This is a genomic window from Novosphingobium decolorationis (assembly GCF_018417475.1).
Taxonomy (GTDB): domain Bacteria; phylum Pseudomonadota; class Alphaproteobacteria; order Sphingomonadales; family Sphingomonadaceae; genus Novosphingobium; species Novosphingobium decolorationis.
Genome location: NZ_CP054856.1, coordinates 2,871,163 through 2,885,182 on the forward strand (window position 1 = coordinate 2,871,163; position 14,020 = coordinate 2,885,182).

A 14,020-nucleotide genomic window follows, 5' to 3' on the forward strand; every position below is an offset into this window, starting at 1 on the left:
CGCGGTACCGCGCCGAGATCGCCGAGCTTGAGCAGCTTGTCGAAAACGGAGAACAGCAACTTCCAAACGATCTGGCGCAGTTGCGTCGAATGTATGCGATGGCTCTGTTGCAAACATTGGTGACGGCCGGGCAGCGTCACCCCGTCTGGGGATCAGGCAGCATTGGCAAAATGCTGATTGAGCACGTCCATGGCCTCGGTCATGACCGAGGGGCCAATGCCAAATGCTCTTTCGATCAGACGCACCTCTCCCCTGATCCCTGGCTGCAGGCACCATGCCCGGGCTTGCCCTTTGCGCAGGGCGCGCATGACCTCGAAGCCCTTGATCGTGGCGTAGGCTGTCGGCATCGATTTGAAACCACGCACGGGCTTGATCAACAATTTGAGCTTGCCATGGTCGGCCTCGAGCACGTTGTTCAGGTATTTTACCTGCCGGTGTTCGGTTTCCAGGGCGAGCTTCCCTTCTCGTTTCAACTCGGCGATTGCGACGCCGTAGCTGGGGGCCTTGTCGGTGTTGAGTTTCGTTGGCTTCTCCCAGCCCTTCAGCCCGCGAAGGGCCTTTCCCAGAAAGCGCTTCGCGGCTTTGGCGCTGCGGGTCGACGAGAGGAAGAAGTCGATCGTGTCGCCCCGTTTGTCGACCGCCCGGTACAGGTAGGTCCATTTGCCCCGAACCTTGACGTAGGTCTCATCCAGACGCCAGCTCGGATCAAAGCCTCGCCGCCAGAACCAGCGCAACCGCTTCTCCATCTCCGGCGCATAGCGCTGCACCCAGCGATAGAGGGTCGTGTGATCGACATCGATGCCACGTTCCGCCAGCATTTCCTCGAGATCGCGGTAGCTGATGCCGTACCGGCAGTACCAGCGGACCGCCCATAGGATGACCTCGCCGGTAAAATGCCGCCCTTTGAAATCGTCCATCACAACCGACCTTACCAATCCAAGGGCCTAACCTTGGCAACCGCATCAGAGTTTGCAACAGAGCCATCGAAAGTGCCTCGCGCATCCGTGTAGCGTTCGCGTCAGCCTACCCCGATGCCAACGTGTTCAAAGCCCTCGCTACCAGCCTCCGGCCAGCACCGACATAGCCAGCGCGGCAGTGCCGCCCAAAGCCCGAAGCCCCCGTCCACCAACCTCGAAAAGCCCATCGATCTTGCCGCGGTGAAAAACGCCGCCGATGCCGCTCGCCCAAGCTACGCTGCCTGCATCAAATCGCCGCCGATCCAACCGGGGCCCGCAACCTCATGAATAACGTGGGCTAAGCCTAGGTGGCCGACGATATTCGAATCACTGCTGACTATTCAAAAAGTGAAGCGCGCCTCGACATTTGCCTTAAGAAAACGGCCTATAGCGGTGATTTTTGCCTTAAAAAACCAATATTGGTCCGACCTTTCAAACATATTGCCGATCCGAAAATTGATCATTACGTATTAGCTATACGCACACTCGAAGATGCGTAATCGATGAGAGGTTTGGCATCACCCATTCCCCGCATTCGAGATGAGCGCACACCGTCGACTTTCGTGACGAGGCTCGCTTGCTAAGCACTGTTGACCGATGGTGTTTAATGAGGCGCGCCGGTCAGACGGTTGCAACGAAAAAAGACTAACGAGCTGGCGAATAGTGCCTGCGAGATGGAGAGAGCTATGAACGAAACGGCTTTTGCGCAGACGCTGCATGGTCAAAAAGGGCACGAAGTCCACTTACCACGCAATCGCATGCTGATCGGTGGCGAATGGACTGAAAGCGCCGATGGGCAATGCATCGATGTGGAAGATCCGGCCACCGCCGAAATCTTCACCCGCGTCCCGGCAGGTTCTGCCGAGGATATTGACCGTGCTGTAAGCGCCGCGCGAAAGGCATTTGAGTCCGCAAGCTGGGCTCGCATGCGTCCGCTCGATCGCGGTAAGATCATCGAAAATATCGCCCGCAAGATCGAGGAGCACGCCGGGGAACTGGCGCTTCTGGAAAGCTACGACAACGGCAAGGCGGTGCATCACGCGCTCGCTGTCGATGTGCCGGCGGCGGTCGACATTTTTCGCTATATGGCGGGCTGGACGTCCAAGATCGGCGGGCAGGTCAATCCAATTTCCGGCGACGGGCAGCAATACCACAGCTATTCCGTGCGCGAGCCAGTGGGCGTGGTCGGCCAGATCGTGCCATGGAACTATCCGCTGGCGATGGCCGCGTGGAAAATCGCCCCGGCGCTGGCGGCAGGCTGTACGATCGTCCTGAAGCCATCGGAACTGACGCCGCTGACCGCGCTTCGACTGGCTGAACTCGCGCTCCAAGCCGGGTTGCCAGAAGGCGTGCTCAACGTGGTCACGGGCTATGGGCAGGATGCCGGGCAGGCATTGGTCGAACATCCCGGCGTAGACAAGATCGCCTTCACCGGTTCAACAAGGGTCGGCAAGCAGATCGTGCGCACGGCGGCCGATGATCTGAAACGCGTGACTTTGGAGCTCGGCGGTAAATCGCCTTCGCTGATTTTTGCCGATGCGGACCTCGAAAAGGCTACGCTCGGGGCTGCGCTCGCCATCTTTTTCAACTCGGGTCAGGTGTGCCTCGCCGCTTCGCGCCTCTTCGTCGAACGATCGGTCTATGATCAGGTGGTCGAGGGCCTCGCAAAGGTGGCGCAAGGCTTCAAGCTGGGTCATGGCCGTGATCCGGAAACGATGCTGGGGCCGCTGGTGTCGCGTGCGCAGCAGATCCGCGTGCTCGACGGCTCTGTTGCAAACATTGGTGACGGCCGGGCAGCGTCACCCCGTCTGGGAATCAGGCAGCATTGGCAAAATGCTGATTGAGCACGTCCATGGCCTCGGTCATGACCGAGGGGCCAATGCCAAATGCTCTTTCGATCAGACGCACCTCTCCCCTGATCCCTGGCTGCAGGCACCATGCCCGGGCTTGCCCTTTGCGCAGGGCGCGCATGACCTCGAAGCCCTTGATCGTGGCGTAGGCTGTCGGCATCGATTTGAAACCACGCACGGGCTTGATCAACAATTTGAGCTTGCCATGGTCGGCCTCGAGCACGTTGTTCAGGTATTTTACCTGCCGGTGTTCGGTTTCCAGGGCGAGCTTCCCTTCTCGTTTCAACTCGGCGATTGCGACGCCGTAGCTGGGGGCCTTGTCGGTGTTGAGTTTCGTTGGCTTCTCCCAGCCCTTCAGCCCGCGAAGGGCCTTTCCCAGAAAGCGCTTCGCGGCTTTGGCGCTGCGGGTCGACGAGAGGAAGAAGTCGATCGTGTCGCCCCGTTTGTCGACCGCCCGGTACAGGTAGGTCCATTTGCCCCGAACCTTGACGTAGGTCTCATCCAGACGCCAGCTCGGATCAAAGCCTCGCCGCCAGAACCAGCGCAACCGCTTCTCCATCTCCGGCGCATAGCGCTGCACCCAGCGATAGATGGTCGTGTGATCGACATCGATGCCACGTTCCGCCAGCATTTCCTCGAGATCGCGGTAGCTGATGCCGTACCGGCAGTACCAGCGGACCGCCCATAGGATGACCTCGCCGGTAAAATGCCGCCCTTTGAAATCGTCCATCACAACCGACCTTACCAATCCAAGGGCCCAACCTTGGCAACCGCATCAGAGTTTGCAACAGAGCCCTTGCAAGTGCTCCGAGAGCGCGGCGAAGCTCTCTCCACCCAGCACGACGGCTGCGTGTTCCCAGCCACTTGCCGCCAGACGGAAGTGATAGAGCCGATAGGCCAAGGGTTCGCCGGCGACGGTGACCTTGAGACTGTCGCAGAGCGTGAAATCCGAAAGGCCCTGCTGGCCGGGCTCATGGTGCTGAGGGAAGAAAATCTCCTTCTCCCCGCCGTGCAGAGCCCGCCAGCGGGCGATCCGGCGTTCCAGCGTTCGTCGTATGGCATCGGGTACGACATCCTCGCCGAACTCGTCCTGGAGCGTCTCGAAGATCGTGACGGCGATGATGCCCTCGATCTGGAGCAGTTCCTCGACGCGCGGCCAGAATGGCTCGAGCGGATCGGGGCGGGTGCGCCAGTGGCGCCCCTTCTTCTTCTGCGAGGGAAGCTTCGGATCGTTCTCGATCCGACGCGCACTGCGCTCACTGATACCGGCCTTGGCGGCCGCAACGGCCTGGGTGTGCTGACGGCGATGGGTCATGAAAAGAAACACCTGCTGATCGGAAATGTGGGAACCCGGCATCGCAAACCCATCGTCGTATGTTCGATGAGTGTTCCGATACCACCACTCGCCCCAGCCCCGATCAGCCCCACCGAAAGGTGGGAAAGAAGATCGCCATCGGTTGTCTGGCCCGCTCTCCAGTCGGGGCTACGCCCCTCCTTGCGATCAAGCCAGACAACCGATCCTACCGGCCATCATAGTTGCCGCTCAACCGGCCATCGTAATTGTCGCCGCGCACAGGATCATCGAATAGTGGCCCACATCATCGCCCCCGCCTTCGGCAAGGCTGTCGCGGTAGAAGATGCGCGGCTCCTCGATGCCGTGCAGCGTCATGTTCATGGCGCCGATGCGCAACATGGTCTCATCGAAATCGTAGCCGGTGAAGGCTTCCGTTTCGAAATGTTTGCGGCTTTCGGCATCGTAGAACAGGCCGGGATGTTCGCGCCGGACATGTTCGGCCGCCATCATCAGAAAGCCGGCGGTGCCCGCCGCCGGATCGCAGATCGTATCTTCGGGTCCCGGATTCATCAGGCGCACGATCAGGTCGATGATATGGCGGGGGGTACGGAACTGGCCGTTCTCGCCCGCGCTGGAAATCATCGAGAGCAGGTATTCATAGACGTCGCCCTTGGTATCGCGATCGTCCATCGGGATCTCGTCCAGGCCCTGGACCAGCTTGTCGAGCAAGGCGGGCTTGGTGAAGGCAAGCCGCGCGCCCTTCATGTGGTGGGCCATCACGCTTTCGGCTCCGCCCAAGGTGCGCAGGAAGGGCATGACGTGATCCGACACGATCTCGTACATCCGCTCTGGCGGCTCATTCTTGAACCGCGACCAGCGCATCAGTTCATAGGGGCAGCCATCGGGAAAGCCAGGCGTGCCAAGGTCGTCCTTCCCTTCCGGGAAGACGCGGCGGGCAAGCGGGCGCTTGAGCTGGTTGGCCTTGGCCTCCTCGCGCGTCTGGATTTCGTCGATACGCTTGGCGAACAGCAGATAGGTGATCTGCTCAACACCGGTAAGCGGGTTGGACACGCCGCCCGACCACAGGGAGTCGCGCAGCTTGTCGATCTGGCTGCGGATTGCACCGGTCAGCATGGGTTATTCTTCTCCAACGGTTTCATTGTGCGGCAGGCGCCAAAGCGCGTGCCAAAGCCCAGAGCGAGCCATATTCCGATTGTTCGTATGCAGCGCGATCTGCTTCTCGATTTTTTCTATGTAATCTAATTGGGTTAGCGCACTTTCGACGTCATCTGCCGATGGTACGGGCAATTCAAGAGAGCGCAGCGCACTGATAGGCAAAGTCCTGACCGCAGAGCCGCCGCTCATGCTTTCCAGCTTCTCCCGGATCCACGGTGCGGTCAGAACAGCATTGAGCACTTCAGGCTGTGAAAACGGATTTGGGGTCCGCAATCGCACGATCGCCAAGCTTTGCGATACGATCCAGCGGTGGTTCATCGCTGCCTCAACCAAGGCCAATGACGATACGATGCCGACGATGCCGACATTGCCCTTGATGCTGACCAGGATGTCCCCGGTCTGCACCGTGACCTTGGCAACGGCATCCTTCTGATCAGTCTCAAAGCCCAACTGTCGCTTAGGCTTGCTCACCACGCCATCGACGATATCTGACGGACTGATTTCAAAAGCTTCGACCGGGGGATCGAATTGCGGATCCTTGATCGGCTTAGGAGCCTTGGGTCGGAGAATGTCCGCCACGTCTTCCAGCTTGACGCTTTCACCTTCCGAAAGAAGGTCCTCAAGCTGAGCCAAACCTTCGGACAACAGATAACGCTCAGGCAAGAAGCTGAAGTGTGCTTCTTGAAGGTCTTCCGGAGGTACGATCGCGATGCGCGCGGAATCGTTCGGTACAAGCCCCCGAAAGTTCTCGAGATGGCGGGCGATAGCAGCATCTTGAAGGCGGCCGGTTGATGCATTTTCCATCGTCCGGCCATCGATCACCCGTAGGCCTTCCTGGCCGGTCTTTCGCTCCAGGCATAGAATGCTTGTTGCGATGCCCGTGAAGGGCTGGAACATGCCAAGAGGCAGCGACATCGCCGTGACGTCGTAGTCGTGTATCAAGTGCTGACGTACTTCCAACTCATGTCGATTTTCGCGGAAAAGCCCACCTTGTCAACGGCGGAGCAAAAGTCGGCCATGGGGCGGCGTAAAACCAGGCCATCGTGTTACACGCCGGGGGGAGTGGCGTGAGGGCGTAGCCCGAGGGCCACTCCCCCCGGCATTGGCTTGCTTTTCAGGGTCTGATTTTGGCCTTGCGGGCCCGGCTGTGAGCGAGGCGATAGCTTTCGCCGTTCATCTCGAGGATGCTGACGTGATGGGTCAGGCGATCGAGGAGCGCGCCTGTGAGACGCTCGGATCCGAAGGTTTCGGTCCATTCGTCGAAGGGCAGGTTGCTGGTGATCAAGGTGGAGCCGCGTTCGTAACGCTGGGAGATCAGCTCGAACAGCAGTTCGGCGCCGGTCTTGGAGAGCGGTACGAAGCCCAGTTCGTCGATGATGAGCAGTTTGTATCCGACCATCTGCTTCTGGAAGCGCAGGAGACGCCGCTCGTCGCGCGCCTCCATCATTTCGCTGACCAGCGCCGCCGCAGTGGTGAAGCCCACCGACAGCCCTTTCTGGCATGCTGCCAGTCCGAGCCCCAACGCTACGTGCGTCTTTCCGGTGCCCGATGGCCCCAGAGCGATGGCGTTCTCACGCCGCTCGATCCACTCGCAGCGCGCCATCTCGAGCACCTGCATCTTGTTGAGCCTCGGGATGACGGTGAAGTCGAAGCTGTCGAGGCTTTTGACGGCGGGGAAGCGCGCGGCCTGATGCGCCGCTCGACCATACGACGCTCCCTGTCGATCATCTCCATCTCGACAAGGCGGGCGAGGAAGCGGATATGATCGACGCCTTCAGCGGCACATTGCCGGGCGAGCTTGTGGTGCTCTCGCAGGCACGTAGGCAGCTTGAGTGCCTTGAGATTGTGAGCGAGAAGAAGCTCCGGGGTCTGATCGCTCATGCGGCCTCCTGCTGGTCGGAGAGCAGGCTCAGATAGGCTCTGGCAAAGGTCTTCTCGACCGTTGTGCGTGGCAGGAAGGGATAGACGTCCGTGTCCAGCCGGCGGTACGCGTTCGACCCGGCACAGGGCGAGGTGCTTGACGGCATCGAAGCCGATGGCGCCAAGATCAATGGCCTGTTCCACCGCCGCCTGGAGATCGGCGAGGGTGAACGTTTCCAACAGGCGCAGCACCTGTACATATTCACGCCTGCCATGCTTGTGCATGCGGCCTTCCATCAACCGCTGCAGTGTCGTGAACGCTTCGGGCAAATCCCAGCCCTGCAAAGGCGCGGCACGGTCGAATGCGTTGATCTTCTGCTCGATCAGCGGGAGATAGTGGAGCGGGTCGAAGATAACCTCCTCGCGGGCATAACAACGAGGATGACGGGCGATGACTTCGCTGCGGCAGCCGACCACCACCTCATCGACATAGGCCCTGATCCAGACCTCCTGATGGCCCGTGCCACCGGAACCGAATAATCGTTGGTCCTGTAGCGCACCAGGGATTGCGAGGAGACCCGCCCGCTCGTCTGATCGCAGGCCTCGAAGGGTGTAGCGGGCAGAGGCTGCATGGCTGCCAGATCGCGTTGCAAGCGCTCACCGATCGTCTCGCTCTGTCCGCGCACCTTGTCCTGCTGGCGCTTGCGGCATTGCTCCTCCAGCCATAGGTTGAAGGCCTCCCAGGTCGGGAACTTCGGGATCGGCACCATGAAATTGCGGCGGCAGTAACCAACCAGCCCTTCCACATTGCCTTTCTCGTTCCCCTTGCCCGGGCGGGCATAGCGGTCGCGGATCACGTAATGCGACAGGAAAGCGCTGAACAGCGTGGCACGCTTACGCGTGCCGTCTGGCAGGATCTTCGCCACAAGGCAGCGATCGTTGTCATAGACGATCGAGCGCGGCACCGCGCCGAAGAACGCGAAGGCATGAACGTGTCCGTCCACCCAGGCCTCCGCCACCGCCGCCGGATAGGCCCGCACATAGCAGGCATCACTGTGCGGCAGATCGAGTGCGAAGAAGTAGGCCTTCTGCTGCACCCCGCCGATCTCCACCAGCGCTTCCCCGAAATCGGCCTGCGCATCCCCCGCCGGGTGGGCCAGCGGCACGAACATCTCCCGGCTGCGTTGCTCACGCTCGCGGATGTAATCCTTGATGATCGTATAGCCGCCGGTGAAACCATGCTCGGCGCGCAAGCGGTCGAATACCCGCTTCGCCGTATGGCGCTGTTTGCGCGGGACGCAGCGGTCCCCTTCAAGCCATCCATCAATGATCGCCACAAACCCGTCCAGCTTCGGACGCTGCGGGACAGATTGACGCCGGTAACCCGGTGGCGATGAAAACGACAGCATCTTGCGCACCGTGTCGCGCGACACATTGAAACGCTTCGCCGCCGCCCGCTGGCTCATGCCATCCGCGCAAGCCAAACGGACCTGAAGATAAAGTTCCACGCTGTAGATCCCCACACCTCCCTGACTTGGCAGAAAGGCTTCAAGGTGGACGACTTTTACGCCGCCCGCAGCAGGACTATCCCGCCGCTAGCGTGGTCGAATATTGCTCCGCCGTTCTCAGGCAAACGTGGCGTAGGCCGCCATGGTCAGGGCCAGTGAACTCATGAGCACTTTGATTGCGACGATAGCGGCATGGTAGCCAGCCTGGCTATGTTCGTGAACCATATAGCCATGCAGGACCTTGCGGTAATAATCTTGGTCGTCATGCGCCATCATTGATCTCCAAAATCAGGTTTCTGCTAGATTTTGGACGACCTTGAGGTCGCCCTCAGACAACGGTTTTCTCTTTTCGAAGAGGTGGAAGCAAGAGAATTGGGTTGCTGCGATCATTTTCTCGAGATCGCGGGTGATTCCGAGCTGCTCGTAGGAATCTCGCAGGGTCAGTGCGACTGTAGTCGCATTTGCGACCAGTTGCCGTTCAATCTTTGTCCCGCCTTTTTCATCGTCCCCACGCAGCATCCAGTAAGGGTCAACCTCAAATTCTCTTAGAAGTGAGTCGAGTACTGACGATGGAATTTCGCGGCCGCCCTTTGAATAGTGTTGGTAGGCTCCTCGACTGATCCCAAGGCGAGTCGCGAAGGCTTCTTGGGACAGCCCCTCTTCCTTGCGCACTGCCTCGAGTCGTCCTGCCATCTCGTCCAAAACTGCCAACTTAGCCTCTGTTCTCGAACCAAGCTAAAATGCGATTGATTGATTGAATTGTGATCAATAAGATCCGACTTAGGCATTATTGGCAAGGTTTGACCAAGAATCAATCGAAACGGAGCGTTGTATGTCGTTTGAGCTCGAAACGCCGAAACAACTAGCGGAACGCGTAGGCGTCTCTGTCGCCTTCATTCGCCACCTCATCCACGAGGAGCGCATTGACCACGTCTATGTGACGGCGGCCGCGCGCAATCCAAAAATTCCGTCAGGCGCTTGGGAGCGCTATCTTGAGAGGAGCATGGTGAAGGCATGTCTAGACCGAGGGGAGAGCCACGGCTCGAGATCGATCGCAAGAACGCCAAGGGGTTCTACTACATCTACTACACCGAAGGAGGACGTAGCCGCGAGAAATCAACTTTCACTCGCTCTCGCAAAGAAGCTGAGCTCGTCCGGGCAGAGTGGCTGATCGGTCGTGAGCGCCCACGCTTCCGCCCTGACCCAAGCGAGGTTTTGGTCACGGATGTCTTAAATTACTATATGGTGAAAAGGCTGCCGAAAGTGGCAGATCCGGAGCGGATTAAGCACGCGACTAGACCGCTCCTCGAATTCTGGAAGAACCGAACTCTGGGTGAAATCACGGAAGATACCTGCCAGGAATATACGGAGTGGCGCGAGCGAGCAGTCGAAACGATGCGCCGTGAGCTAGGCGTCCTTGCCGCAGCCTGTCAGAAGTACTCTCGCGACGGTATGGTCAGCATGGCCACTTCCGTGTTTAAACCAGCCAAACAAGAAGGGCGCATCCGGTGGCTCCGAGCTGAAGAGGCGATCAAGCTTCTTCGTGCTGCGAGGAAAGTGGAGCGGGCCTCTAAGCATCTGCCTTTGTTCATTGCGATTGGGCTTCTCGCTGGGCAGCGCAAAAGGGCCATATTATCCCTTAAATGGGAAGACATCGACCTTGAGAACGGCAAGATTGATTGGAATCCGGTCGGCCGAAAGAGGACTAAAAAACGCCGGCCACGCACCCCGATTCCCCGTCGGTTGCTGAAATACCTCAAGAGGCGTCGCCGGGAGTTCCCCGAAGACCTGCACGTCTTGACCTATCAGGGCAAACCCCTCGACGATATCAAAACCAGCTTTGCCAAGGCAGTTATGTTGGCCGGTTTGCAAGCCGAAGGCGATAACAAAGTCATTCCACATACCATGCGCCACACTTGCGCGACTTGGCTAATGCAGCGAGGTGTCGATCGAGGACAGATCTGTGGTTTCCTAGGCATGACAGCGAAAACTCTTGAGGAGAATTACGGTCACCACCACCCAGATTTTCAAAGTGGGGCCCGGGACGCATTTTGACCCGGATAACTCCCGGATACAGGATAGAACAAAACTAGACTTTGTCACGCAAGCCGACACGAAAGGAGATTGATTTAAATGGATATTTTTGAATCAGTAGTCCTCCGAAGGCAGAGGCCACAGGTTCGAATCCTGTCGGGTGCGCCAGCCTTCTATCAGCGGTAATGTCTTGGTTCTCGTGTGAGGGAACGGCATTGCTGGGCGGGCTTGGCCCCTTTCGCTTGGTCGACACGGGTTCTCAGACAGCGCTCTTGATCATGGCGGCTCGGTGTCGGCGTCGCGGCTTGGTGCGTGCGCTGGGCCGGTTGTTCCCTTGCGTGTTGGACCGATCCGTCAGGCTACGTGGGATGCATCCGTCTTGGAGCTACTTCGGTTTTACCTCACCCCCATGCCTTCATAGCATGGCCCCAGACTGCTCAAGGCCATGGCAGCGGGATCGTCGCGACACGTGACTCGGGTTCCTGCGAGGGGGATGAAGAACCATGCTGTATGTTGAAGAGGCCGACCTGGCCTTCATCCATGTGCCCAAGAATGCAGGCCAGAGCATTCGTCGTGCAATCGGCGGCTGTGGCCGGCTTTCCTATGCCGCGATGGCCAGGGATCTGGGGGTCGACGAGCCAACGGCCGAGGGTCTGATGGAAGAGCCGGTGACCGGGCTCTCGGGGATGGTCGTGTCCCACGGGGTGGTGTAGGAAGGTTTCCCTGAGAGGGTGGCCACCGTCGATCTTCTGGTAGGGTTCGGATGCGAACTCGAACCTGGAGAAGAAGACGATGACCGACGACAGAATGGCCCTTGTTGAGCTGATTGAGCAAGGGGCTGATAGTGATTTGGTGCGTGAGATGCTGGCTTTCGCCGCCGAGCGCATGATGGATTTGGAGATCGAGGCGAAGACCGGTGCTCGCGCCGGCACGCGCAGCCCGGAGCGGCTCAACCACCGCAATGGCTACCGCGAGCGTGGGTGGGATACGCGCGCCGGGCGGATCGAACTGGCGATTCCGAAGCTGCGTAAAGGCAGCTACTTTCCCAGCTTCCTGGAACCGCGCCGCACCGCAGAGAAGGCTCTGGCGGCGGTGATCCAGGAGGCTTACGTCCACGGTGTCTCGACGCGCTCGGTCGATGATCTGGTAAAGGCTATGGGGGCCAGCGGTGTGTCGAAGAGCCAGGTCAGCCGCCTGGTCGCCGAGATCGACGAGCGGGTGAACGCCTTCCTCACGCGGCCGATCGAGGGCGAGTGGCCCTACCTGTGGATCGACGCCACCTACCTCAAGGTGCGTGAGGGCGGACGGATCGTCTCGATGGCGGCGATAATCGCCGTTGGTGTCAACACCGATGGCCGCCGCGAAGTGCTGGGCGTCGCCACCGGCCCTTCGGAGGCGGAGCCCTTCTGGAAAGCCTTCCTGCGCTCTCTGGCCGACCGAGGCCTGCGCGGAGTGAAGCTTGTCATCGCCGATGATCACAGGGCTGCGCGCCGCCGCGAGCAAGGTGTTCAGCGCCAGCCAACAGCGATGCCGGGTGCACTGGATGCGCAATGCGCTGGCCCATGCTGCGCCCAAGCAGCGGCCCGCCGTCATCGCCATGATCAAGACCATCTTCGCGCAGGAAACGGCCGAGGCGGCTCTCCAGCAGTGGGAACAGGTTGCCGATGCCCTGCGCGAGAAGTTCCCGAAGCTCGCCGACATGATGGACGCTTCGCGCGAGGACGTGCTCGCCTACATGACGTTCCCGAAGGACCACTGGGCGCAGATCGCCTCCACCAACCCGCTGGAAAGGGTGAATAAAGAGATCAAACGCCGCTCCGACGTCATCGGCATCTTCCCGAACGATGCCTCCGTCGTACGTCTCGTCGGCGCGCTGATGCTGGAGCAGAACGATGAGTGGGCGGTATCCCGACGCTACATGACGCTGGAAACCCTCGGCTCGGTGAGCCATAATCCAATCGTCAGCCTGCCAGCCCTGGCTGCCTGACCCGAACCCGGTCCTGCCGAGGATCGACGGTTCCTACACCACCCCACGGGACACGACCCTCGGGGATCGACACGGCGGTCCAGCCCGAACATGTGCCGCTGCCATTCTTGAAACTGGCTTTTCCTCATAGCTTTGAACGTCTGCAAGCGGCGAAGAGCTTCATCATGGTGCGTCCTCCTCGGGACCGCTTCCTCTCGGCCTTGCTGCAACGGATCCGCGAATATGGCGGGGCGGCGGCGTTGCGGGTGGACGATCCTCTCGTGGCGCAGGAAGCGCGCCGGATCTGCGACTGGCTTGAGGGACGCGGGCCCTTTTGCGACATGCCCTACATCCATTTCTCCCGGCAGATCGATTACGCTGAAATTGCAGGCGAAAGGATCGTTTCGGCGCTGTTCCCGCTTGAGCGGACGGATGCGCTCGTCGCCTGGGTCAAACGCGAGACCGGGTTGGAGCTTGATGTGGCCCATGACCATGCCCGGCGTGAACCCAAGGCCTGGGCAAGTTCGTTGCAGCCCGCCGTGCGCTTCATCGGCCGCAACCTCCTGCCCCAGACGCTCAAGAAGGCGATCTATCCCTTGTGGATGAACAGCGCGGCTTTTGCCAATGCGGCCAGCCGTTACGACGCAGTTCGTCTCGATCCGGATGTGGAGCGCTTCATTGCGGACTATTATGCTCCGGACGCCGCTCTCTACGCCGAGGCGCAGCGTTTTGCCCAGGATATCCTGCAGCCGGTCCGCATGGCCGGGTGAGGGCCATAGATAGAAGGGCCTTTCCAAGGGGCCATCGCCCCTTGACCCCGGAATGGGCGACCTCGCCTCTCTTGGCCAAGGAGGCATGCGGGACGTGAGGTTTCCAGTTCGGGGAGCCCGAGGGCGAGGGCCCTCGGATCTATTTCTTTCCCTGTTGTCCGTTATTCGCGTTTGTCCCGGTTCAACGGTTCAGGGACGTCCGGTCTTCGTATCGTCGAACTTGGAGCTGCCGAAGGTGGCCCAATCGGTGCCTTCCCCCGGCGGGGCGGGAAGTTCGGTCTCCACGTCCTCGGGCGCGCTGCAGCGGCGGAAGCGGCGGTGGATGTAGGCCTTTGCGATCATGTTCGCCGAGATCGGGGCGCTCAGGAACAGGAACAGGGTGATGAGCAGTTCGTGGCTCGACCATTCCTGGCTGTGCAGCGGAAACCAGGCCATCGAGGCCAGGAGAATGCCGCCAACACCCAGCGTCGTCGCCTTGGTAGGCCCGTGCAGGCGGGTCATCAGCGAGGGCAGGCGCGCCAGGCCCCAGCTGCCGATGAGCGCGAAGGCGCCGCCCAGCACGATCAGAAAAGCAATGAGCGCGTCGAGCAGGGTGGTCATGGTATC

General features: G+C 60.0%; 10 protein-coding genes and 5 pseudogenes. 5 read left to right on the forward strand and 10 right to left on the reverse strand.

What is annotated here, in order from left to right; translation table 11 throughout:
- Positions 1 to 152: 152 nt before the first annotated feature.
- Positions 153 to 917, reverse strand: a complete 765-nt coding sequence (locus tag HT578_RS13455; protein WP_213500024.1) for an IS6 family transposase — start codon at positions 915 to 917, stop codon at positions 153 to 155.
- A gap of 725 nt (positions 918 to 1,642) precedes the next feature.
- Here HT578_RS13455 and HT578_RS13460 point away from each other — a divergent pair.
- Entirely contained in the window at positions 1,643 to 2,800 is a 1,158-nt protein-coding gene (locus tag HT578_RS13460) for an aldehyde dehydrogenase family protein (protein ID WP_239026286.1), read from the forward strand.
- On the opposite strand, the gene HT578_RS13465 is transcribed toward HT578_RS13460, so the two are convergent.
- From HT578_RS13465 to HT578_RS13500, 8 genes and pseudogenes are all read right to left on the reverse strand, one after another.
- Positions 2,772 to 3,536: an IS6 family transposase gene (locus tag HT578_RS13465; protein WP_063142267.1), complete on the reverse strand. Its 765-nt coding sequence runs from the start codon at positions 3,534 to 3,536 to the stop codon at positions 2,772 to 2,774. The genes HT578_RS13460 and HT578_RS13465 overlap by 29 nt on opposite strands.
- A gap of 66 nt (positions 3,537 to 3,602) precedes the next feature.
- Positions 3,603 to 4,163, reverse strand: a pseudogene (locus tag HT578_RS13470) (IS21 family transposase); the annotation flags it as partial.
- A gap of 186 nt (positions 4,164 to 4,349) precedes the next feature.
- Complete coding sequence (locus HT578_RS13475; RefSeq protein WP_239026287.1) at positions 4,350 to 5,234, reverse strand: type I restriction-modification system subunit M; 885 nt, start codon at positions 5,232 to 5,234, stop codon at positions 4,350 to 4,352.
- Positions 5,235 to 5,237: 3 nt separating this feature from the next.
- A pseudogene (locus HT578_RS13480) lies at positions 5,238 to 6,254 on the reverse strand (restriction endonuclease subunit S domain-containing protein); the annotation flags it as partial.
- 136 nt (positions 6,255 to 6,390) lie between these two features.
- Positions 6,391 to 7,157 (reverse strand): annotated as a pseudogene (istB, locus tag HT578_RS13485) (IS21-like element ISSsp5 family helper ATPase IstB).
- Positions 7,154 to 8,644 (reverse strand): annotated as a pseudogene (gene istA / locus HT578_RS13490) (IS21 family transposase). Before istA ends, istB begins: the two co-directional pseudogenes overlap by 4 nt.
- A 117-nt stretch (positions 8,645 to 8,761) precedes the next feature.
- Positions 8,762 to 8,920 (reverse strand): hypothetical protein, encoded by a 159-nt coding sequence (locus tag HT578_RS13495; protein ID WP_213500028.1) that lies wholly within the window; start codon positions 8,918 to 8,920, stop codon positions 8,762 to 8,764.
- Positions 8,921 to 8,932: 12 nt separating this feature from the next.
- Positions 8,933 to 9,355 (reverse strand): helix-turn-helix domain-containing protein, encoded by a 423-nt coding sequence (locus HT578_RS13500; RefSeq protein ID WP_159108028.1) that lies wholly within the window; start codon positions 9,353 to 9,355, stop codon positions 8,933 to 8,935.
- Positions 9,356 to 9,658: 303 nt separating this feature from the next.
- On the opposite strand from HT578_RS13500, the gene HT578_RS13505 reads away from it, so the two are divergent.
- The 4 genes and pseudogenes from HT578_RS13505 (at position 9,659) to HT578_RS13520 (ending at position 13,414) form a co-directional block, all read left to right on the forward strand.
- Positions 9,659 to 10,699: a tyrosine-type recombinase/integrase gene (locus HT578_RS13505; RefSeq protein WP_052322079.1), complete on the forward strand. Its 1,041-nt coding sequence runs from the start codon at positions 9,659 to 9,661 to the stop codon at positions 10,697 to 10,699.
- A gap of 482 nt (positions 10,700 to 11,181) precedes the next feature.
- Positions 11,182 to 11,391, forward strand: a complete 210-nt coding sequence (locus HT578_RS13510; RefSeq protein ID WP_213500029.1) for a hypothetical protein — start codon at positions 11,182 to 11,184, stop codon at positions 11,389 to 11,391.
- A 79-nt stretch (positions 11,392 to 11,470) separates the two neighbouring features.
- Positions 11,471 to 12,665 (forward strand): annotated as a pseudogene (locus HT578_RS13515) (IS256 family transposase).
- 164 nt (positions 12,666 to 12,829) lie between these two features.
- Positions 12,830 to 13,414, forward strand: coding sequence for a hypothetical protein (locus HT578_RS13520; RefSeq protein ID WP_213500032.1), 585 nt, complete (start codon positions 12,830 to 12,832; stop codon positions 13,412 to 13,414).
- Positions 13,415 to 13,603: 189 nt separating this feature from the next.
- Here HT578_RS13520 and HT578_RS13525 read toward each other — a convergent pair whose 3' ends face one another.
- Positions 13,604 to 14,014, reverse strand: coding sequence for a Na+/H+ antiporter subunit G (locus tag HT578_RS13525; RefSeq protein ID WP_213500035.1), 411 nt, complete (start codon positions 14,012 to 14,014; stop codon positions 13,604 to 13,606).
- Positions 14,015 to 14,020 lie beyond the last annotated feature (6 nt).

Coding starts and splice junctions, on each gene's coding strand:
- HT578_RS13465 (WP_063142267.1), bottom strand. CDS start 3,536: ATGGACGATTTCAAAGGGCGGCATTTTACCGGCGAGGTCATCCTATGG.
- HT578_RS13505 (WP_052322079.1), top strand. CDS start 9,659: ATGTCTAGACCGAGGGGAGAGCCACGGCTCGAGATCGATCGCAAGAAC.
- HT578_RS13520 (WP_213500032.1), top strand. CDS start 12,830: ATGGTGCGTCCTCCTCGGGACCGCTTCCTCTCGGCCTTGCTGCAACGG.
- HT578_RS13510 (WP_213500029.1), top strand. CDS start 11,182: ATGCTGTATGTTGAAGAGGCCGACCTGGCCTTCATCCATGTGCCCAAG.
- HT578_RS13495 (WP_213500028.1), bottom strand. CDS start 8,920: ATGATGGCGCATGACGACCAAGATTATTACCGCAAGGTCCTGCATGGC.
- HT578_RS13475 (WP_239026287.1), bottom strand. CDS start 5,234: ATGCTGACCGGTGCAATCCGCAGCCAGATCGACAAGCTGCGCGACTCC.
- HT578_RS13460 (WP_239026286.1), top strand. CDS start 1,643: ATGAACGAAACGGCTTTTGCGCAGACGCTGCATGGTCAAAAAGGGCAC.
- HT578_RS13525 (WP_213500035.1), bottom strand. CDS start 14,014: ATGACCACCCTGCTCGACGCGCTCATTGCTTTTCTGATCGTGCTGGGC.
- HT578_RS13455 (WP_213500024.1), bottom strand. CDS start 917: ATGGACGATTTCAAAGGGCGGCATTTTACCGGCGAGGTCATCCTATGG.